This window comes from Pseudomonas sp. JY-Q, assembly GCF_001655295.1.
GTDB classification, from domain to species: Bacteria; Pseudomonadota; Gammaproteobacteria; order Pseudomonadales; family Pseudomonadaceae; genus Aquipseudomonas; species Aquipseudomonas alloputida.
On the sequence record NZ_CP011525.1, the window covers coordinates 377,124 to 397,152 of the forward strand.

Annotated in this window: 14 protein-coding genes and 1 pseudogene; 7 read left to right on the plus strand and 8 right to left on the minus strand. The window is 61.4% G+C overall.

What is annotated here, in order from left to right; translation table 11 throughout:
* The first annotated feature begins 358 nt into the window (after positions 1–358).
* The 3 genes and pseudogenes from AA098_RS01680 (at position 359) to AA098_RS01685 (ending at position 7,114) form a co-directional block, all read left to right on the plus strand.
* Positions 359–1,899 (plus strand): annotated as a pseudogene (locus AA098_RS01680) (BCCT family transporter).
* Positions 1,847–2,311: a hypothetical protein gene (locus tag AA098_RS29420; RefSeq protein ID WP_177331254.1), complete on the plus strand. Its 465-nt coding sequence runs from the start codon at positions 1,847–1,849 to the stop codon at positions 2,309–2,311. Before AA098_RS01680 ends, AA098_RS29420 begins: the two are co-directional and overlap by 53 nt.
* Positions 2,312–2,428: 117 nt before the next feature.
* A complete protein-coding gene (locus tag AA098_RS01685) occupies positions 2,429–7,114 on the plus strand; it encodes a dermonecrotic toxin domain-containing protein (protein ID WP_064613762.1) in 4,686 nt (1,561 codons plus the stop codon).
* A gap of 39 nt (positions 7,115–7,153) precedes the next feature.
* Here AA098_RS01685 and AA098_RS01690 read toward each other — a convergent pair whose 3' ends face one another.
* The 4 genes from AA098_RS01690 to gpmI all read right to left on the minus strand — a co-directional run bounded on the left by AA098_RS01690 (position 7,154) and on the right by gpmI (position 12,326).
* The gene (locus tag AA098_RS01690) at positions 7,154–7,921 is read right to left on the minus strand and encodes a divergent polysaccharide deacetylase family protein (RefSeq protein ID WP_003249191.1); all 768 of its coding nucleotides are present in this window, start codon (positions 7,919–7,921) and stop codon (positions 7,154–7,156) included.
* A gap of 8 nt (positions 7,922–7,929) precedes the next feature.
* Positions 7,930–9,246: a S41 family peptidase gene (locus tag AA098_RS01695; RefSeq protein ID WP_003249193.1), complete on the minus strand. Its 1,317-nt coding sequence runs from the start codon at positions 9,244–9,246 to the stop codon at positions 7,930–7,932.
* Between the two features lie 78 nt (positions 9,247–9,324).
* Complete coding sequence (locus AA098_RS01700) at positions 9,325–10,650, minus strand: murein hydrolase activator EnvC (RefSeq protein WP_064613763.1); 1,326 nt, start codon at positions 10,648–10,650, stop codon at positions 9,325–9,327.
* A 140-nt stretch (positions 10,651–10,790) separates the two neighbouring features.
* Positions 10,791–12,326 carry a 2,3-bisphosphoglycerate-independent phosphoglycerate mutase gene (gpmI, locus tag AA098_RS01705; RefSeq protein WP_060544918.1) on the minus strand — a complete coding sequence of 512 codons (1,536 nt, stop codon included), beginning with the start codon at positions 12,324–12,326 and terminating at the stop codon, positions 10,791–10,793.
* 207 nt (positions 12,327–12,533) lie between these two features.
* On the opposite strand from gpmI, the gene AA098_RS01710 reads away from it, so the two are divergent.
* Genes AA098_RS01710 through secB form a run of 3 tightly spaced genes read left to right on the plus strand, consistent with a single transcriptional unit; the run spans position 12,534 to position 13,728 of the window.
* Positions 12,534–12,947 (plus strand): rhodanese-like domain-containing protein, encoded by a 414-nt coding sequence (locus AA098_RS01710; RefSeq protein ID WP_003249200.1) that lies wholly within the window; start codon positions 12,534–12,536, stop codon positions 12,945–12,947.
* A 1-nt stretch (position 12,948) separates the two neighbouring features.
* Positions 12,949–13,203 (plus strand): glutaredoxin 3, encoded by a 255-nt coding sequence (gene grxC / locus AA098_RS01715; protein ID WP_003249204.1) that lies wholly within the window; start codon positions 12,949–12,951, stop codon positions 13,201–13,203.
* Positions 13,204–13,242: 39 nt separating this feature from the next.
* Positions 13,243–13,728 carry a protein-export chaperone SecB gene (gene secB / locus AA098_RS01720; protein WP_003249206.1) on the plus strand — a complete coding sequence of 162 codons (486 nt, stop codon included), beginning with the start codon at positions 13,243–13,245 and terminating at the stop codon, positions 13,726–13,728.
* 155 nt (positions 13,729–13,883) lie between these two features.
* Here secB and trmL read toward each other — a convergent pair whose 3' ends face one another.
* Positions 13,884–14,345 carry a tRNA (uridine(34)/cytosine(34)/5-carboxymethylaminomethyluridine(34)-2'-O)-methyltransferase TrmL gene (gene trmL, locus AA098_RS01725; RefSeq protein ID WP_003249209.1) on the minus strand — a complete coding sequence of 154 codons (462 nt, stop codon included), beginning with the start codon at positions 14,343–14,345 and terminating at the stop codon, positions 13,884–13,886.
* On the opposite strand from trmL, the gene AA098_RS01730 reads away from it, so the two are divergent.
* Positions 14,344–14,781 (plus strand): hypothetical protein, encoded by a 438-nt coding sequence (locus AA098_RS01730; protein ID WP_064613764.1) that lies wholly within the window; start codon positions 14,344–14,346, stop codon positions 14,779–14,781. The genes trmL and AA098_RS01730 overlap by 2 nt on opposite strands.
* 590 nt (positions 14,782–15,371) lie before the next feature.
* On the opposite strand, the gene ntrC is transcribed toward AA098_RS01730, so the two are convergent.
* The 3 genes from ntrC to glnA form a co-directional block, all read right to left on the minus strand.
* Positions 15,372–16,808 (minus strand): nitrogen regulation protein NR(I), encoded by a 1,437-nt coding sequence (gene ntrC / locus AA098_RS01735; protein WP_003249213.1) that lies wholly within the window; start codon positions 16,806–16,808, stop codon positions 15,372–15,374.
* Positions 16,805–17,890 carry a nitrogen regulation protein NR(II) gene (gene glnL / locus AA098_RS01740; protein WP_003249215.1) on the minus strand — a complete coding sequence of 362 codons (1,086 nt, stop codon included), beginning with the start codon at positions 17,888–17,890 and terminating at the stop codon, positions 16,805–16,807. Before glnL ends, ntrC begins: the two co-directional genes overlap by 4 nt.
* Before the next feature lie 365 nt (positions 17,891–18,255).
* The gene (glnA, locus tag AA098_RS01745) at positions 18,256–19,662 is read right to left on the minus strand and encodes a type I glutamate--ammonia ligase (protein WP_003249219.1); all 1,407 of its coding nucleotides are present in this window, start codon (positions 19,660–19,662) and stop codon (positions 18,256–18,258) included.
* Positions 19,663–20,029 lie beyond the last annotated feature (367 nt).

Genomic DNA, 20,029 nt, shown 5'->3' on the forward strand with positions numbered 1-20,029 from the left:
GTAACCCCCGGAATACAAGGTGTTGACGGGCATGAGCGATGCGAAATGCAGATTCTGCCGTACGGCCATTGGCCCTGCGACAGGCCCTTGGAGCGGGCGGGGTGACCTGTGACGAATGCGCACACCTCCGTTGAGGCGTGGCATTTTCAGCAGGCCACCTGTCTGTTTTTGGCAACGTATCGATTCGGGATCACGGTTTCCAGGGTTCTTTTATAACACCTGATGCAGTGGGGATATTCCACCAATTGCTCGGGAAAGACTGATTAGCCTCCACAGCCGCACTGCCCGGAGCATTCGTGCAATGAGTTCTGCCTCACTTACCAAGCCCCCCGCCGAGAGGGTACGGGTCAACCGCGTGGTGTTCTTCACCTCCGCGCTGATGATCCTTGTTCTGACTGCCTTGCTGATCGCTGTACCCGAAACTGCCGGCCAGGTGCTGGGCGTGGCCCAGAAGTGGCTGACGCGCACCTTTGGCTGGTACTACATGCTGGTCATCTGCGGATACCTGCTGTTCGTCGTCTACCTGGCTTTCTCCGACTACGGCAGCCTCAAGCTGGGTGGCAAGGACGACCAGCCTGACTTCAGCTACGGCGCCTGGGCCGGCATGCTGTTCTCGTCCGGTATCGGTATTTCGCTGCTGTACTTCGGCGCCTCCGAGCCCCTGGACCACTACTTCAACCCACCGGAGGGCACCCCGGCCAGCCTCGAGGCCGCGCGCCAGGGCCTGCAGCTGACCTTCCTGCACTGGGGCCTGCACGGCTGGGCGATCTATGCCCTGGTCGGCCTGGCCGTGGGTTACTTCGCTTACCGCCACAACCAGCCGCTGGCACTGCGTTCGGCGCTGTACCCGCTGGTGGGCGAGCGTTGGGTCAAGGGCGCTGCCGGCAACGCCGTCGACATCTTCGGCATGTTCGTCACCCTGCTGGGCCTGGTGACCAACTTGGGCATCGGCTCGATGCAGGTGTCGTCCGGCCTGGAATACCTGTTCGGCATGGACCACAGCAAGACCAACCTGCTGGTGGTGATCCTGGTCATGGCTGGCGTGGCTACCGTGGCAGCGGTATCGGGTGTGGAAAACGGCATTCGCCGCCTGTCCAACCTGAACATCATGCTGTTCAGTGGCCTGTTGATCTTCGTGCTGCTGGGCGGCGAAACCCTGCACCTGCTCAACGGCTTCGTGCAGAACGTCGGCGACTACCTCAACGGCATCGTGCTGAAAACCTTCGACCTCTATGTGTATGAAGGCGAAGCCGGCAAGTCGGAGCGCTGGCTGGGCCTGTGGACCGTGTTCTACTGGGCCTGGTGGATCTCCTGGGGCCCGTTCGTCGGCATGTTCATTGCGCGTATTTCCAAGGGCCGCACCGTGCGCCAACTGGTGATGGGTGTGCTGCTGATCCCGCTGGGCTTCACCCTGGCCTGGCTGTCGATCTTCGGCAACACCGCACTGGACCTGGTGATCAACCAGGGCGCCGTGGAGCTGGGCAAGACTGCGCTGGAACAGCCATCGATGTCGATCTACCAGCTGCTGGAATACTTCCCGGCAGCCAAGATCGTCATTGGTGTGGCAGTGTTCGTCGGTTTCGTGCTGTTCCTCACACCGGCCGACTCCGGCGCGGTGATGATGGCCAACCTGTCGTGCACAGGCGGCAAGGTCGACGAGGATGCCCCGCACTGGATGGTGGTGTTCTGGTCCGTGGTGATCACCCTGGTCACGATCGGCCTGCTGTTTGCCGGTAACTTCGAAGCCATGCAGACCATGGTCGTGCTGGCGGGCCTGCCATTCTCGGTGGTGCTGGTGCTGGTGCTGTTCATGTTCGGCCTGTACAAGGCCATGAAGCAGGACGTGGTGATCGAGCAGGAGCGCGCCGAACTGGCCGCCCGTGGCCGTCGCGGCTTTAGCGAGCGCCTGACCCAGCTGGAACTGCAGCCGACCCAGGCCGTGGTACAGCGCTTCATGGACAAGCAGGTCAGCCCGGCGTTGAAAGAAGCCGCTGCACAGCTGCAGACGCAGGGCTTCGAGGTGGAAACCCGCGTTGGCCAGTCGCGCAACCTGATGGGCTTGCGGGTGATGATGGAAGAAGGCAACCCTTTCGTCTACGAAGTGAGCCTTGACGGCTATATGGCCGCGTCGAGCGAGCCGCCGGTCGAGGGTGAGCCTGAACTGCGCCAGCGCTTTTACCGCGCCGAGGTCTACCTGCATGACGGCAGTCAGGAGTACGACCTGATGGGCTTTGCCCCAGACCAGATCGTGCGTGATGTGCTCGATCAGTTCGAGAGCCATCGCCAGGTGCTTGGCCGCGTCTATAGCTGACTTCCCGGCAGGCCGCCGCACTGCCAGGTGTGGCGGCTTGCCAGCAGCAATATGTAGCACCTCATTCGATAACATCTCCAGGACGCTTTGTGGTTCATTCCACAACGAGTCCTGGTCATGCCCGCCACTCACGCGCACAACCTCAATCACGCAGTCGCTGCCCAGTTCGCCAGCCGTCCTACATTCCGGCAGGTCGCAGGTGAACAGATCATGAAGGTGATTCTGGAGCACTATCCTCTGGTTGGCGTGCATCGCCCTGAAATGACCTCGGCTGCACCGCTATACCTGATGTCCCTGCAGCCGGATGGTGTCTGGCACCCTCAGCCGCTGGTGGATGTTGTGCTGCAGGCCCTGCTTGCGGCTAAACCACTGGACCTCACCCCAGCAAGTGACTACCGCCTTAGCCTGAACCCGCCTCGGCGCTTTTTCGCCATCGAGTCGAGCTTCGAAACTGCTGAGGGCGATTTGATCGAGCCCGCGCGCCTGACCGATGGCCTCAACGCGTTGCTGCCGATACTGCTTTGGCACTTCCAGCAAGCGCAGATCGGCTATTGGAACGGCGACGCCACGATCGACCGGGACCTGTGGTTGCAGCAGTTGTTGCGCGCCAACCTGCTCGATGGCCTGAAGGACGAAGCGCTGGACGACGAACAACGCAAGCTGCTGCGTGACCTGATGATGGGCAACCGTACCGGGCTCGATGTGCAGCTGGTGCGGGTAGCGTTACGTGAGGGCGAAGACACGTTCCATGAACTGTTGCCCGGTTTGCTGATTACCGCCTCCAGTGAAGTTCGCGAACTGACACTCTGGTGTTCTCCCGAAGGCCTGGTCCGCAGTTTCGACGCCCAGGCTGCGTTCGGCGCGGCGTTGCAAATGCAGATGGCGGGACGTTACCGGTTTGATGAGTTGAGCTGGCAAGGCCTGACGGTGGAGGGCGACGCTTTCGCCCTGTACAGCGCCTTGTTGCTGGAAATCTTGCTCGAGCGCGTGGCCCGCCTGCGCTGGAGTGCGATCGACAGCGTCGACCAACTGGAGCATTACTGCCATTTGGCCTGCGACCCCGCGTCCTTTTTTGCCGAGTTCAGTGACTATGGCTCCGGTGGGCTGGGCTTGGCGCTCCCCAAGGGCCTGTCGCGAGCCGATACGGATAGCCAGACCGCCTACCTGCAAGCCATGCTCGACTTGTCGCTACTGCAACAGCGCACCCCAGCCCAGGGCATTCAGGACGGTCTGCCGGACTTGCACACCTATGCGGCGACGCGCCTGCGCGAGGAGATGCTGCATGACCACCCGGTAGACGCCAATTACTTTCCTGATGACCTTATCCTCACTGTCGAGACCTTTGTCAGTGACGGTCACGGGCTGGGCTTCGGCCAGAAGACCGGCGACAAGAAGCTGACTTTGACGCAGTTGGCGATCGGCCGCCTGGATGCCACCGCAGGAGGGGTGGTGACACACATCGCGCACCGTGAAAACCAGCTGATCATGAAGTGGATGACCATTGATTACGTCCGTGAGCTGGTACAGCGAGTCGACATCGGCGGCAGTTATCCACGTCATGTACAGTCGATGATCGATCGCTCAGCGAGCCGGGCCGAACACATCTCGGCATTTGCCATACGCTGGCGTATCACCCTGATGTTCGATGCTGCGCGGGCGCGTGCCGTCAAACGGCTCGACAAGTTCGCCTACGGCGCCCTGGCAGAATTCTGCCGTAGCGGCCAAGAAGGTGCAGCCGCTGTGCGGATTGCACCGCTGGCGTTCAAACGCTCGCCGACATCAGAGAGGGTCGACGTGGCGCATGGTTTCTACGTGATCGAAATCATCGAGTTGGGTGTTTATCTGTTGTACTGCCCGCTGTACACCGAAAAGGCGCTGATTCAGTTCGGCAGCGCTCAGGCACTGTTGGATGCGATCAGCCGCCCGGGGGCGCTGCAGGACAGCGTGCTGCTGTGGATCGAGCAAGCTCAGCGCGCAGTCTACGATAATGGCGGCTTCCGGGAGCCGCACCTGCCCCAATGGCTGCTCGACCCTTACACCCTCCCGGAGAAACCGCAGCCTGTTCAGTTGGCGCTGCAATTCTGGGCGCGGGACGTGGATCGGCAGATGTTCGAAGCCAAGGGCCGGATGTTGCTGGAGCTGGCGGATCGCAGCGCCATGAGCAACAGCGAGGTGCGCTGGCGGCTGGTCACGGCATTTTCCTGGGAACTGCTGAATGTCGTGTTTCCAGTGTTACCGGGGCCGCTCACCTCGGTTGCCTGGCTCTACATCGGCATGCGCAGCTTGATCAACGATGTGCATGGCCTGGCCAGTTCGCATTTCGACGAGCGCATCCAGGCGATGGTCGATGTGCTGAACAACACCTTGCTGGCACTGATACACCTGCAGACGCCGAAACTGGCAGCGCCGCCCGTCTCTGGCGACCTGCCGCCATCGCTGCTCCAGGGGCCTGCTGCAGGCAATGGGATCGAGTTGGCGAACCTTTCCACCGCGACGCGGGAGCCCAGCGTCTCGGTCGACAGCCTGCAGGCGATGGCCAACACCCACCTCGACTTTTCCTGGCGTGGGGCTGGGGGGCTCAACGGCCTGTCGAGTGCCCAGCGCGGCCAAATGCGGGCGTTGGCGGCCAGCGTTTCGCTGGAGGGGCGTGAACCGCAGACGCAGGGCGTGGCTGCGGGGCTGGTGCGGATTGGGGATGATTTCTATGTGTCTCTGGGCGGTAATGTCTACCGAGTCAGCCTTGATAACGCAGCGTTTCGCATCATCGGTCCGGACGGCACGGTTGGGCCATACCTGATGCGCGACGGCGATGTCTGGCACCTCAATAATTCGCGCTTGTACGGTGGCAATGATCGCTCCGGCGAGTTGGCCCGCGAGCGACTGCGCAAGAAGCTTGGCGGGCCGATTGCCAAGGCTCAGGCCGAGATAGAGCGGCTTATCTTGACCGCGGAGGCTGCCACGAAGGATTTCAACGCGTTGAGCGAGCAGATTGTCGGTTTGCGTGATCCGGTAAGAAAAGTCGAGGATCGGTTGCAAAAGGCGCCACCCACCGACCCAGACGAACGTGCGCAATTCGAGCAGGCTACCGCGTTGTTCAAGCTCAAGTTCCAGCAGTTGCAAGAGCAGACGAATACGCTGCGCAACCAGCGCCTGCCCTTGAACGAGAGATTGTTCCTTGGTTATCTCGAGGCCGAACGCAACATTACCTACGTGCTTGACAAGTCGAGCGCCTCGACGCACGTCGGCAGCGTGAGAGATCAACGGATACTCTTGGGCCAGGTCCGCAAGAACCTGATCAGCTTTGGCATGTTCTTCATTGATGAGCTCCTGGCCTTGGGTGGGTTCAGGGAATACGACCAACTCACCAATGCGCTCAATGACGCACCGCCAGAGAAACAGGCCGAGTTGTATGTCAGGTTCCGGACGATGTTGGAGAAGTTGCTTGAAGAGCAGCCCAGGATCATCAATGTCTCCAGCCAGCTGGATCGCCTGTTGGCCATCACCGATATCGACATGCAAGTGCCTTACATCAATTCCACGCTGACCGTCTCGAGCATTATCGCGAGCCGTAAGACGACCACGATCAACATCCGGTTTTTCCAGGCCATGGGCCTGGTCGAGCTGGCCCTGCAGTGGCACAAAGGCACGCCTACCCAGCACTACATGATCTTCCGCCATGCGCTCGCCAGTCAGCGTCTGCGGGTGGCCGCACAAACGCATCATCTGCTGATGTTCTGTGACTTGCCTGTCGCCGAACGAATCGAGGTGCTGCAAAGTGCGTGGGACGAATACCTCGCGGCGATTCTCAACGCCGAACGGATCAAGACACTCGGCAGCAAGCTCATCGATGTCCAGCGCCTTGAGGCCTACAAGCAACAGATGGTGGAACTGAAAACCATGGCCGGTGAGGCGTTGGTCGAGGCCATGCGCGAGCAGGCGGACGGGCAGGTCCGTGGCACACGTCGTGCGGTTTATTCACGAAAGAGCCTGCAGGTGGCCCATACGCGGGCTGGTCAGATAGTCATTGGCAGCGAATCGGTGGTCGAGGGGCAGGCTGTGCTGCAAGTTGTAGCGGCTTTCAACAAGAGCGCGCTGCATCGCTTCCAGAAACAGGGAAACACCTGGGTTGAAGAGGTAGCCTCGGGCGAACCGGAACAGCCATCGCGGACTTCTACGCCGGAGTCCGAAAGGAACAACCGGGAGCTGGCCGAGGCCATGCTGGCACAGAACGAAAATGTCATCGCTCAAGCCAGAGCCCTGGTTGCCAAGGATGCTGACGACATGGGCCTGATGTCGATGCTGGATGGCCAGATCAACGAAGTGGCCGAGCTGCGTGAACAGCTCAGCGATGCCGACGCCGAGCACGCGCTGCTGGCGGGCATGGACGATGCGTTGATTCAGTTGCGTCAGGCCCGCCGCGACTGTTTGGTAGCGCTTTACAGCAAGACGCGCTATCCAGGTTCCAGAGGGCTCAATTTTCTCCATCAACAGGGGTTGCTCGCCGTGGAATATGTCGGGCCTCGGCAGGTGGTCTCCGATGGCTATCTGGACGAGTACCGGATCAGCCTGTTGCGTGCTCCCGGTGAGGGTCGAGGTAAACCCTTGTGGGCCGCACATTTCCATTTTGCCGACTCGCAGGCGGCGCCGACGGCGTTTGGCAAAGGCCATCTCAAGCTGTGGAGCCAGCGAAAGATGGGGTATCGCGAGCAAATGAAGGCGGCGAGCGAGGGGCAGGTACTGAGCATTTATCGGGGTAACCTGACCTACGCACAGGCCAAGGATGTCATTCCGTTCAACCTCTGAACCTTCGCCCGGGTGGCCCAGCGCCGCGATCAGCGAATGTTAGCGGTTGCTGTAACGGCCATGCTTGCCGTGTGCAGGCATGGCCTGGTTGCCACGTGTGGCGATCATCTGTTGCAACGTGACCAGTTCGATCCCCAATTGCTTGAGCCGTGGAATTTGACTTTCCAGTACCGCTAGCGTCTGCGGGTAGGGGTGGCCGATCAGTACGGCCGAGCCTTGCTTGCGGGCCAGTGCAATACCCTGTTGCAGCTGAGCGTCGATGGCTTCCGGCGTGCGCACGTCATCCAGAAATACATCCCGTGACACATGCGCGACATCATGTGCTTGAGCCTCGGCTGCGGCGACCGTGGCGGCACTGGTGCGGCTGTCGACAAAGAACAGATGGCGCCGCTGCAGCTCGCCCATCAACCACGCCATGGGTTCACGCTGTGCGGTCATGCGGCTGCCCATGTGGTTGTTGATGCCGGCAGCGTAGGGCACCTTGACCAATGCCGCGTCCAGGCGCCGCGCCAGCTCTTCGATGGCGATGCCCGGGTGCCAGGCATAGGGCCCGGTGGCCGGGTCCATGGGCATGTGCAGGATCACCGTCTTGCCGGCCTTGTGCGCCTGGCGGGCAAAGTCGGTGGCATGTGGAGTGTCGGGCATGATCGCCATGGTCACCGGCCCGGGCAGGGCCAGGGTACGGCTGTCACGCTCGGGGCTCTGGCCCAGGTCGTCGATGATGATGCTCATGTAGGCCTTGTTGGCCGGCGCCGCTTGCGCGATTCCGGCCATCAGGCAAAACAACAGACACAGCAGATAACGCATAGGGTGGATCAGTCGCCCTTGGTGATGTTCAGGCCCTTGAGCAGGCTCAGTGCCTGGCTCAGCTGGAAGTCGTCATCCTGCGGTCGCTCCTTGCGCTTGCTGCTGCCGGTCGGGCGGTCGGCGCCGCCGTTGCCGTTGCCCAGGTGGCCCTGCAGGTCGGCTTCCTTGAAGTTGTCGGTGTCGGCTTCGGCGGTGAGCTTGGCCGGACGCACCTCGATGTCCGGGACGATGCCCTGCGCCTGGATCGAGCGGCCGTTGGGGGTGTAGTACAGCGCAGTGGTGAGCTTCAGGGCGCGGTCGTTGGCCAGTGGCAGCACGGTCTGCACCGAGCCTTTGCCGAAGCTGTCGGTGCCCATCAGCACGGCGCGCTTCTGGTCCTGCAGGGCGCCGGCGACAATTTCCGATGCCGATGCACTGCCACCGTTGATCAGTACCACCAGCGGCACGCCTGCGCTGGCATCGGCCGGGTCGGCCGAGAAACGCAGCTCGGAGTTGGCGATGCGGCCCTTGGTGTAGACGATCAGACCTTTGGTCAGGAAGTGGTCGGCCACTTCCACTGCCGACTGCAACACGCCGCCTGGGTTGTTGCGCAGGTCCAGCACCACCCCGCGCAGCTTCTTGCCGTTGTCCTTGCGCAGCTTGGCCAGGGCCTTGCCCACTTCGTCTCCGGTCTTGACCTGGAACTGGGTGATACGGATGTAGCCGTAATCGTTCTCCAGCAGCTGGCTCTTCACGCTCTTGACCTGAATGACTGCACGGGTCAGGTTCACGTCGAACGGGTTGCCGCCGTCGCGCACCAAGGTCAGGGTGATTTTCTCGCCGACCTTGCCGCGCATCTTGTCGACCGCTTCGGTCATGGTCTGGCCGCGGGTCGGGGCGCCGTTGATCTTGACGATCAAGTCACCGGCCTGCACGCCGGCCCGCGAGGCTGGGGTGTCGTCGATTGGCGAAACCACCTTGATGAAGCCGTCTTCCTGGCCTACTTCAATACCCAGCCCGCCGAACTCGCCGCTGGTGCTTTCCTGCAGCTCCTGGAAGTCCTCGGGGCCAAGGTAGGCCGAATGCGGGTCAAGGTTGCTGAGCATGCCCTTGATGGCGTTTTCCAGCAGAGTCTTGTCGTCAACCGGTTCGACGTAGGCGGCCTTGATGCGGTCCAGGACCTCGGCGAAGGTGCGCAGTTCTTCCAGCGGCAGTGGCGCCTTGGCGGTCACCTCGGTGGCTGGCACTGCGGCGGCCTTGGCCGGCTCTGCGGCGGTGGCCAGGGGCGCGCCGACCGCCAGGGCGATGGACAGGGCCAGCTGGGTGAGACGAGGCGAGTGCAGCATGTCGAACGAACTCCTGATCCTGTAAGCGCTCCCTGGGGAGCATCGGCGCAGCACTCAGGCTGCGCCGTAGAAATTTGACTAGCCACGGCACCACTGCGAAGGGTCGGCAGGCCGGCCTTGCTGGCGGATAGCGAAATACAAGCCTGCCGCGTCCTGGCCACCGCTGTCGCCAACGGTGGAAATGGCTTCACCGGCCTTGACGATATCACCGGCATTCTTGAGCAGGCTCTGGTTGTGGCCGTACAGGCTCAGGTAACCGTTGCCATGGTCGAGAATGACCAGAAGCCCGGCGCCGCGCAACCAGTCCGCGAATACCACACGCCCGCCGTGTACGGCACGTACCTGGGTGCCTGGGTTGGCGCTGATCATAACCCCGTCCCACTTGGCACGAGCGTCGCTACCGCGGGCATCACCGAAGCGTGCCAGCAATCGACCATTGACTGGCCATGGAAGTTTGCCCCGCGCAGCAGAAAATGCGCCGCCGTAGTTCGCGCCATCGCTGGAAACCATCGGCCCGAGGGTGGTGCGGGCCTTTTTCGGCGGTTCCACTGGCTCTGCGGGCTCTGCGGGCTCACGGGCCCGGTCGCGGGCAGCGGCGGCGGCCAGCGCTTCCTGCTGGCGGCGTTTTTCTGCTTCCTGCTGTGCCAGCAGGGCCTTCTTGCGTGCCTCTTCAGCTTCACGCGCCTGGCGGGCGAGGGTTTCCTCGATGGTCTTCAGGACTTTGGCCAGGTCGGCCTGGTCCTGTTCGCGCGCTTGCAGCTTCTGATCGCGGTCTTTTACATCGCTGTTGAGCTTTGCCAGTACCTGCTGGCGCTTGGCGCGCTCGGTTTCCAGGGCCTGGCGGCGGCTATCGAGGTCGGTGCGCTGGGCCAGCAGTTGTTGTTGCTGGCTGGAAATTGCCTGTTCGACGTTGGCCAGTTGGCGCAAGGTCTCGTTGAAGGTGCGCAATTGCTCCAGGCGCGCCTTGCTCAGGTAGTCGTAATAGGTGAGGGTGCGGGCGAATTTCTCGGGGTTCTGCTGGTTGAGCAGCAGCTTGAGGTATTCCTCGCGACCGTTGTTCTGGTAGGCCGAACGGGCCTGAATGGCGATCAGTCGTTGTTGTTCAACGCGGGCGCTCTGGAGTTTTTTTTTCTCGGTATCAAGGCGCTCCAGCTCGCCTTCAGTCTTTTTTAGTTCTTGCTGCAGGGCCTCCACCTGCTTTTCGAGGTTGCCGATGTCGGTTTCGGTGGCTTTGAGGTCTTTTTGCACACCGGCCTTTTCTTCCTGGAGCTTGCTCAGCGTTTTCTTGAGCTCGGCAATGTCCTGGCGGGTGGCGTCCAGTTGCTGCTGGGTCTGCGCACGCTCATCGGCGAAGGCCGGGCTGAGCAGGCAAGACAGGGCTAGGAGGATCAGGGCGCGAAGCATGGGGTTTGGCGTACCAAGGATGGAGACTGGCCTAGTATGCCCGCCTGGGCAGGCAAAAAAAACGCCTCGCTGCGGATGCAGGGGGGCGTTTGTCTGGAATTCATGTGCAATTGGGGCTGCAACGCAGCCCCTTTCGACATTCAGGCGTCGACCAGAATCGAGGTACCGGTCATTTCCACCGGCTTTTCCAGCCCAAGCAGCTTCAGCATGGTCGGCGCCACGTCTGCCAGCACGCCGCCTTCACGCACTTTCACGTTGCGCTTGCCCACATAGATGAACGGTACCGGCTCGGTCGTGTGCGCGGTGTGCGCCTGGCCGGTGCACTCGTCTTCCATTTGCTCGACGTTGCCGTGGTCAGCGGTGATCAGGGCCTCGCCGCCGACCTTGTCCAGTGCATCGACAATGCGCCCTACACAGGTATCCAGTGCTTCGACGGCCTTGACCGCCGCCTCGAACACGCCGGTGTGGCCGACCATGTCGCCGTTGGCGTAGTTGACCACGATGACGTCGAAGCGCTGCTGTTCGATGGCTTCGACGATGCGATCGGTCACCTCTGGTGCGCTCATTTCCGGTTGCAGGTCATAGGTGGCGACCTTCGGCGACGGGATCAGGATGCGTTCTTCGCCTTCGAACGGCTCTTCACGGCCACCCGAGAAGAAGAAGGTGACGTGGGCGTATTTCTCGGTTTCGGCGATGCGCAGCTGGGTCTTGCCGTTTTTCGCCAGGTATTCGCCCAGCACGTTGTTCAGGCTGGACGGGGCAAAGGCTGCCGGTGCCGGGATCTTCGCCGAATACTGGGTCAGGCCGATGTACGCCGCCATCTTCGGCAGGCGCGCACGGGCGAATTCCGTAAAGTCTGGCTCTACGAATGCACGCGACAGTTCGCGAGCGCGGTCGGCGCGGAAGTTCATGAAAATCACGGCATCGCCATCTTCGACCTTGACGGCTTCGCCAATGCGCGTGGCCTTGACGAACTCGTCGCTTTCGTCGCGGGCGTAAGCCGCTTCAAGGCCTGCCAGGGCCGTGTCAGCGGTGTACTCGGCAGTGCTGTCGACGATGAGGTTGTAGGCGGCGCTGACGCGGTCCCAGCGATTGTCGCGGTCCATGGCGTAGTAGCGGCCGATCAGGCTGGCAATGCGGCCCTTGCCCAGTTTGGCGAAGGTGGCGTCGAGCAGTTCGATGGGCGACTGCGCGCTGCGTGGCGGGGTGTCCCGGCCATCGAGGAAGGCGTGCAGGTAGATCTTTTCAGCGCCACGCTGGGCGGCCAGTTCGGCCATGGCCACCAAGTGCTCCTGGTGGCTGTGTACGCCACCATCGGACAGCAGGCCGAGGATGTGCACGGCCTTGCCAGCACCGACTGCCTTGTCCACAGCACCTGTCAGTACCGGGTTTTCGAAGAACTCGCCGTCGCGGATGGCCTTGGTCACCCGGGTGAAGTCCTGATAGACGACACGACCTGCGCCGAGGTTCATATGACCGACTTCGGAGTTGCCCATCTGCCCGTCCGGCAGGCCGACATCCATGCCCGAGCCGGAAATGAGGCCATGCGGCTGGGTGGCGCACAGGCGGTCATAGACCGGTTTATCGGCGGCAAAGATGGCGTTGTGTTCGGGGATATCACTATGGCCGAAGCCATCCAGGATAATCAGGACCAGGGGTTTGGGCGTGCTCGTCATCAATCAAACTCACGGTTGTTCAAAGATGATAAAGACACGCATTTTAGGGCAAATACGCCACCTGCGGCGAATATTCGTCCCATTCCACCGACCGGCGCACCTGTGGTAGCAACATGAAGGTGGTTTTGTGGCCGGCCCGTCGGGCTTTGGTGGCACCAAGGGGCTGTGTATACTGGCCGGCATTTTCAATCGCCTGGAACACCGCTGATGGTTGCTCACCTGATTCAATTCGCGACAGATCACTACATCCTGGTTGCGATCTTCCTCATTCTGCTGGTCCTGCTGCTCGTCAATGAAATCCGTCGTGGTGGCCAGAGCCTGACTAATGGCCAACTGACAGCCCTGGTCAATGCCGAGAAGGCCCTGGTGATCGATATTCGCCCGGCCAAGGAATACTCCGCCGGTCACATCGTCGGCGCGGTGAACATCCCGCAGGACAAGCTGGCCAACCGCATGACCGAGCTGGACAAGCATAAAGAAAAGACCTTGATCGTCGTCGACGCGATGGGCCAGCAGTCCGGCACCATTTGCCGCGAGCTGCTCAAAGCTGGTTACAACGCCGCCAAACTGAGCGGTGGCGTTTCCAGCTGGAAAGCCGATAACCTGCCCCTGGTGAAGTGATATGAAGCCTGTCATCGTCTATTCCAGCGACTACTGCCCCTACTGCATGCGTGCCAAGTACCTGCTCGAGAGCAAGGGCGTGGCCTTCGAGGAAATCAAGGTCGACGGCAAACCGCAGGTTCGCGCCGAGATGAGTCAGAAAGCCGGCCGTACGTCGGTGCCGCAGATCTGGATCGGCAGTACCCATGTCGGTGGATGCGATGACCTCTATGCCCTGGAGCGCGCGGGCAAGCTCGACGCGTTGCTGGCGGCCTGATTTGCACTGCATTCAAAAACATTAGGATAAGGATCTGACATGACTGACCAACAGACCAACGGCGCTGCTGCAGAAGACAACAGCCCTCAGTTCTCCCTGCAGCGCATCTATGTGCGCGACCTGTCGTTCGAGGCCCCGAAAAGCCCACAGATCTTCCGTCAGACCTGGGAACCGAGCGTTGCCCTGGACCTGAACACCAAGCAGAAATCCCTGGAAGGTGACTTCCACGAGGTCGTGCTGACCCTGTCGGTTACCGTCAAGAACGGTGATGAAGTGGCCTTCATTGCTGAAGTGCAGCAGGCCGGTATCTTCCTGATCGCCAACCTCGATGCGCCTTCGATGAGCCACACCCTGGGTGCGTTCTGCCCGAACATCCTGTTCCCTTATGCCCGTGAGGCCCTGGACAGCCTGGTGACCCGCGGTTCGTTCCCGGCGCTGATGCTGTCGCCGGTCAACTTCGACGCCCTGTACGCGCAAGAAATGCAGCGTATGCAGGAAGCGGGTGAAGCGCCTACTGTGCAGTAATTACTGCCGGTATCAAGAAAGCGCCTCTCGGGGCGCTTTTTTGTTGCCGGCGCGGGCCTCTTCGCGGGTAAACCCGCGCCTACAGGGGATTGCGCCGTTCTCTCGGCCTGCGTAGGAGCGGGTTTACCCGCGAAGAGGCCCGTACAGGCAACACATCAGCTGCCGGCAAACCCGTTCTGTCGCCACGCCTCATACACCGTCACCGCCACGGTATTGGACAGGTTCAGGCTACGGCACCCTGGCCGCATCGGCAGGCGCAGGCGATGCTCGGCCGGCAGGCTGTCCAGCACCTCGGCCGGCAACCCGCGGCTCTCTGGCCCGAACAGGAAGGCGTCGCCCGGCTGGAAGGCCACTTCGTGGAACGGGTGCGAGCCCTTGGTGGTAAAGGCGAACAACCGTGGGTTGCCAAGGCTTTCCAGGCATCCGGCCAGGCTCTCGTGGCGCTTGAGCGTGGCATACTCGTGGTAGTCCAGCCCTGCGCGGCGCAGGCGCTTGTCATCCAGTTCGAAGCTGATGGGTTCGATCAGGTGCAGGGCACAGCCGCTGTTGGCGCATAGACGAATGATGTTGCCGGTATTCGGCGGAATTTCTGGTTGAAAAAGGATGACGTGAAACATGCACGGCTCCAAACGTGAAGATGACGGGCATTCTACCCCTGAACCGGACGTGCGTTCGAAGGCCTTCCCACGGGTGATGCTGTCATTGGCGATCGTTGGCTTGATGGTAGGGCTGATGATCGGTCGCCTGACTACGCCGGACGAGCGTGAGCTGCAGCAGGTGCAAGCGACGCAGGATGGCCTGGAGCTGTGGTTCAACGAAGAGCCCAAGCTGCATGGCGAGAACGTGGAAGGGACGGTGGCGTTGCTGTTTCAGGCCCAGGGCAAGACTCAGCAAGGGCAGCTCAGCCTGCAGGGCAAGCCGGTGAGCTGGCGGGTACAGCACAGCAAGGAAGGTTTGTTGTTGACGGTGGTGGCCGCGCGCCCCCTGCGCGGCGAATGGGCCGGTGCAGAGGACGCTGGACGCTGGCGGGTGCAAGTGAAACTGCACGAATAAAAGAGGGGATATCCCGGCCTGCCTGTACCAGGGTCCCCAAAAGGGGTGCTGCGTATAAAGGGGGGATGTCCCGGCCTGCCTGTACCGAGGTCCCCAAAAGCGGCGGTGCTGCAAATAAAAGAGGGGTTCACCCGGCCTGCCTGTACCAGGGCCCCCGAAACTGGAGATGTATTGCTTATTGCAGGGGGCGTGCCAGTTTTGCAAAAGCCGTGAATACTGGGCTTTGCGGGTGATTTGGCCGGATTTTGAGGGGATTTGTGCCTTCGAGAGGTGCAGCCGGCACAGGAACGGTGCATTCAGAAGGCTGAAATGACTGGGGCCGCTTTGCGCCCCATCGCGACACAAGGCCGCTCCCACAGGATCGTGGTAGGAGCGGGTTTACCCGCGAATACGGTGGTGGTGGCAACGCTGAACGGCAGGTGGAGATTGGCCAGCAGGCCCGGCCTCTTCGCGGGTGAACCCGCTCCTACGACGACCGCGATGTGTGTCCATCGCATCAGCCTTGGGGGCAGAGGTGATCCTGTGGGAGCGGCCTTGTGTCGCGATGGGCTGCAAAGCAGCCCCAGCAATCTAAAAAGCTAATTCAGAGCTCAGTGGTCATCACCTTCCTCATCATCCCCCCCGGCCACATTCATCCCCAGCTCCTTGATCTTGCGCGTCAGGGTATTGCGCCCCCAACCCAGCAACAGCGCGGCATCGCGACGGCGGCCGGCGGTGTGCTTGAGTGCCGTTTCGATCATGATCCGTTCAAAGCTCGGCACTGCACTGTCCAGCAGGCTGGTCTGCCCGCGCGCCAATGCCTGGTCGGCCCACTGGCGCAGGGCCTGCTCCCAGTTGGTTACCGGCGCGGCGTCTTGTGGCAGGTTCAGCAGTTCGGGTGGCAGGTCGCCGATCAGCACTTCGCGGCTGGAGGCCATCACGGTGATCCAGCGGCAGGTGTTCTCCATCTGCCGCACATTGCCCGGCCATGGCAGGTTGCGGATGAACTCTTCAGTCTCCGGCTTGAGGATCTTCGGCTCGACTGCCAGCTCTTGGGCCGCCCGGGCAAGGAAGTGGCGGGCGAGGGCGGGGATATCCTCGCGGCGGTCGGCCAGGCGCGGAATATGGATGCGGATCACGTTCAGGCGGTGGAACAAGTCCTCACGAAACTTGCCGGCCTGCACCAGTGACTCCAGGTTCTGGTGGGTGGCGGCGATGATGCGCACGTCGACCTTGACCGGCACATGGCCGCCCACGCGGTAGAACTCGCCATCGGCCAGCACACGCAGCAGGCGGGTCTGGGTGTCGGCAGGCATGTCCCCGATTTCGTCGAGGAACAGCGTGCCACCATCGGCCTGCTCGAAACGGCCGCGACGCAAGTTGGCAGCACCTGTGAAGGCGCCTTTCTCATGGCCGAACAGCTCCGACTCCATCAAGTCCTTGGGGATGGCGGCCATGTTCAGGGCAATGAACGGCGATGCTGCGCGTGGGCTGTGCCGGTGCAGGGCGTGGGCCACCAGTTCTTTGCCGGTGCCGGACTCGCCATTGATCAGCACGGTGATGTTGGAGTGGCTGAGGCGGCCGATGGCGCGGAACACCTCCTGCATCGCCGGGGCTTCACCAATGATTTCCGGGGTGCGCGCCAGGTTCTGTGGCACATCCAGGCCTTGCTGCTCCTGGGCGTGCTGGTTGGCGCGCTTGACCAGTGATACCGCTTCGTCGACGTCGAATGGCTTGGGCAGGTACTCGAAGGCACCGCCTTGGTACGAGGCCACGGCGCTGTCCAGGTCGGAGTGGGCGGTCATGATGATGACCGGCAGGCGCGGGTGCTGCTCGCGGATCTGCGCCAGCAGGTCGAGGCCGCTGGTGCCAGGCATGCGAATGTCGGAAATGATCACGTCGGGTTGCTGGCGTGCCAGGCGTCCCATGACACCGTCTGCGCTGTCGAAGCTCTGGGTGGTCATGCCTTCCTGTTGCAGGGCTTTTTCCAGGACCCAGCGGATGGAACGATCATCGTCGACGATCCATACGGTTTCACTTCGGCTCATGAGGCGGTGGCTCCTTGTTCCAGAGGCAGGTAAATCGAGAAGGCGGTATGGCCAGCGTGGCTTTCACACTCGATCAGGCCCTGGTGCTGGCTGATGATGTTCTGGGTAATGGCCAGGCCCAGCCCGGTACCGTCCGGGCGGCCACTGACCATGGGATAGAAGAGGGTGTCCTGCAGTTCCGGCGGGATGCCCGGGCCGTTGTCGATGATTTCTACCCGCGCTACCAGGCGGTGACGCACGTGGCCGATGGTGAACTGGCGAAGGGCACGGCTGCGCAAGGTGATGCGACCCAGGCGCAGCTCATTCTGCGAGCTGATCGCCTGCATGGCGTTGCGCACGATGTTGAGTACGGCCTGAATCATCTGTTCTCGGTCGATCAGCACGTCCGGCAGGCTTGGGTCGTAATCGCGCACCAAAGTGATGCACCCCTGGCTTTCGGCATCGACCAGGCTGCACACCCGCTCCAGCACTTCGTGAATATTGGTCATGGCCAGCGACGGCAGCTTGTTCGAGCCGAGCATGCGGTCGACCAGGTTACGCAAGCGGTCGGCCTCTTCGATGATCACATTGGTGTAGTCGCGCAGCCCTTCCTCGGGCAGTTCGCGGGCCAGTAGCTGGGCCGCTCCGCGGATGCCGCCAAGGGGGTTCTTGATTTCGTGGGCCAGGCCGCGCACCAGCATCTTGGTGGTTTCCTGCTTGCTCAGTTGGGCCTCTTCCTTGGTGATGCGCAGCAGACGGTCCCGCGGATGCACCTCGAGCAACAGCAGGGTCTGGCCTTGATGCAGTATCGGCGTTACCGCGTAGTCGACGGTGATGGTCTGCCCGGTCAGCGATGTAAGCTGCGCTTCACGCTTGGTGAACGGGTGCGCCTGCTCGACCGCCTGGCGCAGCGAACTGAGCGCCTCGGTCGATTCGGTGAACAGCTCGCTGATGAACTGCCCATGGCTGCGCTGGCCGCTGACGGCCAGTAGCATTTCTGCGGCCGGGTTCATGTACTCCAGGCGCAGCTCGGCGTTGAGCAGCAACGTGGCGGTGGTCAGGTTGTCCAGAAGCAGACGGTGCTGTGCATCGCTGATGGTCATAAGGCGTCGTTGACCTCGTTTGGCGCTTGCCTGGCACTGCTTTGGTCAGGGCCGGACGCGGGGTGGATCCACTGATGCGAGACTCTGGATAAGAAAATGCAAGAAACAAACCAAAGCTCCGAAAAGAAGCGGGATTTACCGATAAAGGCCTGAATCTGCGCAAATTCGGATCAGAAAGTCTTGGTGAAACGTTTAATCTGAACCAGATTGGGGAGCAATTGAGGGCATGGCGTGAATTAGTGCACCAAGATAGAGCATAGCGTGGCAGGCGAATCAGTGGTGCTTCTGCAAGGTGCGCAGAAACAAAAACGGCCTCCCGAGGGAGGCCGTTGTGATCATGTCATCGGCGCGAGGCGCCAATCAGATCAGCAGCTGTAGTACAGCTCGTATTCCAGCGGGTGTACGAAGGTACGGACCTTGATTTCTTCTTCGCTCTTCAGTTCGATGAAGGCGTCGATGAAGTCATCGGAGAACACGCCGCCCTTGGTCAGGAACGCACGGCCTTTATCCAGCTCTTCCAGAGCTTCTTTCAGGCTGCCGCACACTTGCGGGATGTTCTTGGCTTCTTCTGGCGGCAGGTCGTACAGGTTCTTGTCGGCCGCGTCGCCTGGGTGGATCTTGTTCTGGATGCCGTCCAGGCCAGCCATCAGCAGGGCCGCGAACGCCAGGTACGGGTTGGCCGATGGGTCCGGGAAGCGTGCTTCGATACGGCGGGCTTTCGGGCTGCCAACGTAAGGAATACGGATCGAGGCGGAACGGTTGCGAGCCGAGTAGGCCAGCATTACCGGGGCTTCGAAGCCTGGGACCAGACGCTTGTACGAGTTGGTCGACGGGTTGGTGAAGCCGTTCAGGGCCTTACCGTGCTTGATGATACCGCCGATGAAGTACAGGGCGGTGTCGGACAGGCCGGCATAGCCTTCACCCGAGAAGGTGTTCTTGCCGTCTTTCCAGATCGACATGTGCACGTGCATGCCCGAGCCGTTGTCGCCGTACAGTGGCTTCGGCATGAAGGTGGCGGTACGGCCGTAAGCGTCGGCAACGTTGTGCACGACGTATTTCAGCGCCTGTACTTCGTCAGCCTTCTTCACCAGGGTGTTGAACTTGACGCCGATTTCGTTCTGGCCGGCAGTCGCCACTTCGTGGTGGTGAACTTCAACGGTCTGGCCCATTTCTTCCAGGGCGTTGCACATGGCAGTACGGATTTCGTGGTCGTGGTCGAACGGCGGAACCGGGAAGTAGCCGCCTTTCACGCCTGGACGGTGGCCTTTGTTGCCGCCTTCCACGTCAGCGCCGGTCATCCACGAGCCCTGCTCGGAGAAGATCTTGAACATCGAACCGGAGATGTCCGAGTGGAACTTCACTTCGTCGAAGATGAAGAACTCAGGCTCTGGGCCGGCGAATACGGTGTCACCGATGCCGGTGCTCTTCAGGTACTCTTCAGCGCGCTTGGCGATGGCGCGTGGGTCGCGATCGTAGCCCTGCATGCTCGACGGGTCGACGATGTCGCAGGTGATGATCAGGGTTGGTTCTTCGGTGAACGGGTCCAGAACGGCGGTTTCGTCGACCGGCATCAGGATCATGTCGGAAGCTTCGATGCCTTTCCAGCCAGCGATGGAGGAACCGTCGAACATCTTGCCGACTTCGAAGAAGTCTTCGTCCAGCGCATCACGCGACGGCATGGTCACGTGGTGCTGAATGCCTTTGGTGTCCGTGAAACGCAGATCAATCCACTTGACGTCATGATCTTTGATGAGTTGAACCGACTTCGACATGTTGTCCTCCGGATGGTCTAGAGCGCGGTGGGCCGCTGCCCTGGAAAAAGGGTGTTGCCGGGCGCGGATAGTCGGCCAAGCTTACCTGCCTCACAAGGGAGCAAATTGCATGCCAGTGCCCGAAAATGGCGAGGGTGGGATAAAAGGGGGCGTTTGCGGGCATTTGGCGTTGGGTTGGCGGGTAAAAGTGCACCCTTACGATGCGTTTTTTGATCGTCTCGCACCAATTGGGTGCGTGGCGTGAGTAGTGTGCTAGCTTCTAGGGCCTCTTCGCGGGTAAACCCGCTCCTACGGGCGGGTTTACCCGCGAAAGGGCCGGAACAGGCACTGCAAAACCTGGCCTCTGCATTTATCTCAAAGCTTCTGA

Excerpts from the sequence above, each read along its gene's own strand:
- AA098_RS01685 (WP_064613762.1), top strand. The coding sequence starts at position 2,429 with ATGCCCGCCACTCACGCGCACAACCTCAATCACGCAGTCGCTGCCCAG.
- AA098_RS01690 (WP_003249191.1), bottom strand. The coding sequence starts at position 7,921 with ATGCGTTATCTGCTGTGTCTGTTGTTTTGCCTGATGGCCGGAATCGCG.
- AA098_RS01695 (WP_003249193.1), bottom strand. The coding sequence starts at position 9,246 with ATGCTGCACTCGCCTCGTCTCACCCAGCTGGCCCTGTCCATCGCCCTG.
- AA098_RS01700 (WP_064613763.1), bottom strand. The coding sequence starts at position 10,650 with ATGCTTCGCGCCCTGATCCTCCTAGCCCTGTCTTGCCTGCTCAGCCCG.
- gpmI (WP_060544918.1), bottom strand. The coding sequence starts at position 12,326 with ATGACGAGCACGCCCAAACCCCTGGTCCTGATTATCCTGGATGGCTTC.
- AA098_RS01710 (WP_003249200.1), top strand. The coding sequence starts at position 12,534 with ATGGTTGCTCACCTGATTCAATTCGCGACAGATCACTACATCCTGGTT.
- grxC (WP_003249204.1), top strand. The coding sequence starts at position 12,949 with ATGAAGCCTGTCATCGTCTATTCCAGCGACTACTGCCCCTACTGCATG.
- secB (WP_003249206.1), top strand. The coding sequence starts at position 13,243 with ATGACTGACCAACAGACCAACGGCGCTGCTGCAGAAGACAACAGCCCT.
- AA098_RS01730 (WP_064613764.1), top strand. The coding sequence starts at position 14,344 with ATGCACGGCTCCAAACGTGAAGATGACGGGCATTCTACCCCTGAACCG.
- trmL (WP_003249209.1), bottom strand. The coding sequence starts at position 14,345 with ATGTTTCACGTCATCCTTTTTCAACCAGAAATTCCGCCGAATACCGGC.
- ntrC (WP_003249213.1), bottom strand. The coding sequence starts at position 16,808 with ATGAGCCGAAGTGAAACCGTATGGATCGTCGACGATGATCGTTCCATC.
- glnL (WP_003249215.1), bottom strand. The coding sequence starts at position 17,890 with ATGACCATCAGCGATGCACAGCACCGTCTGCTTCTGGACAACCTGACC.
- glnA (WP_003249219.1), bottom strand. The coding sequence starts at position 19,662 with ATGTCGAAGTCGGTTCAACTCATCAAAGATCATGACGTCAAGTGGATT.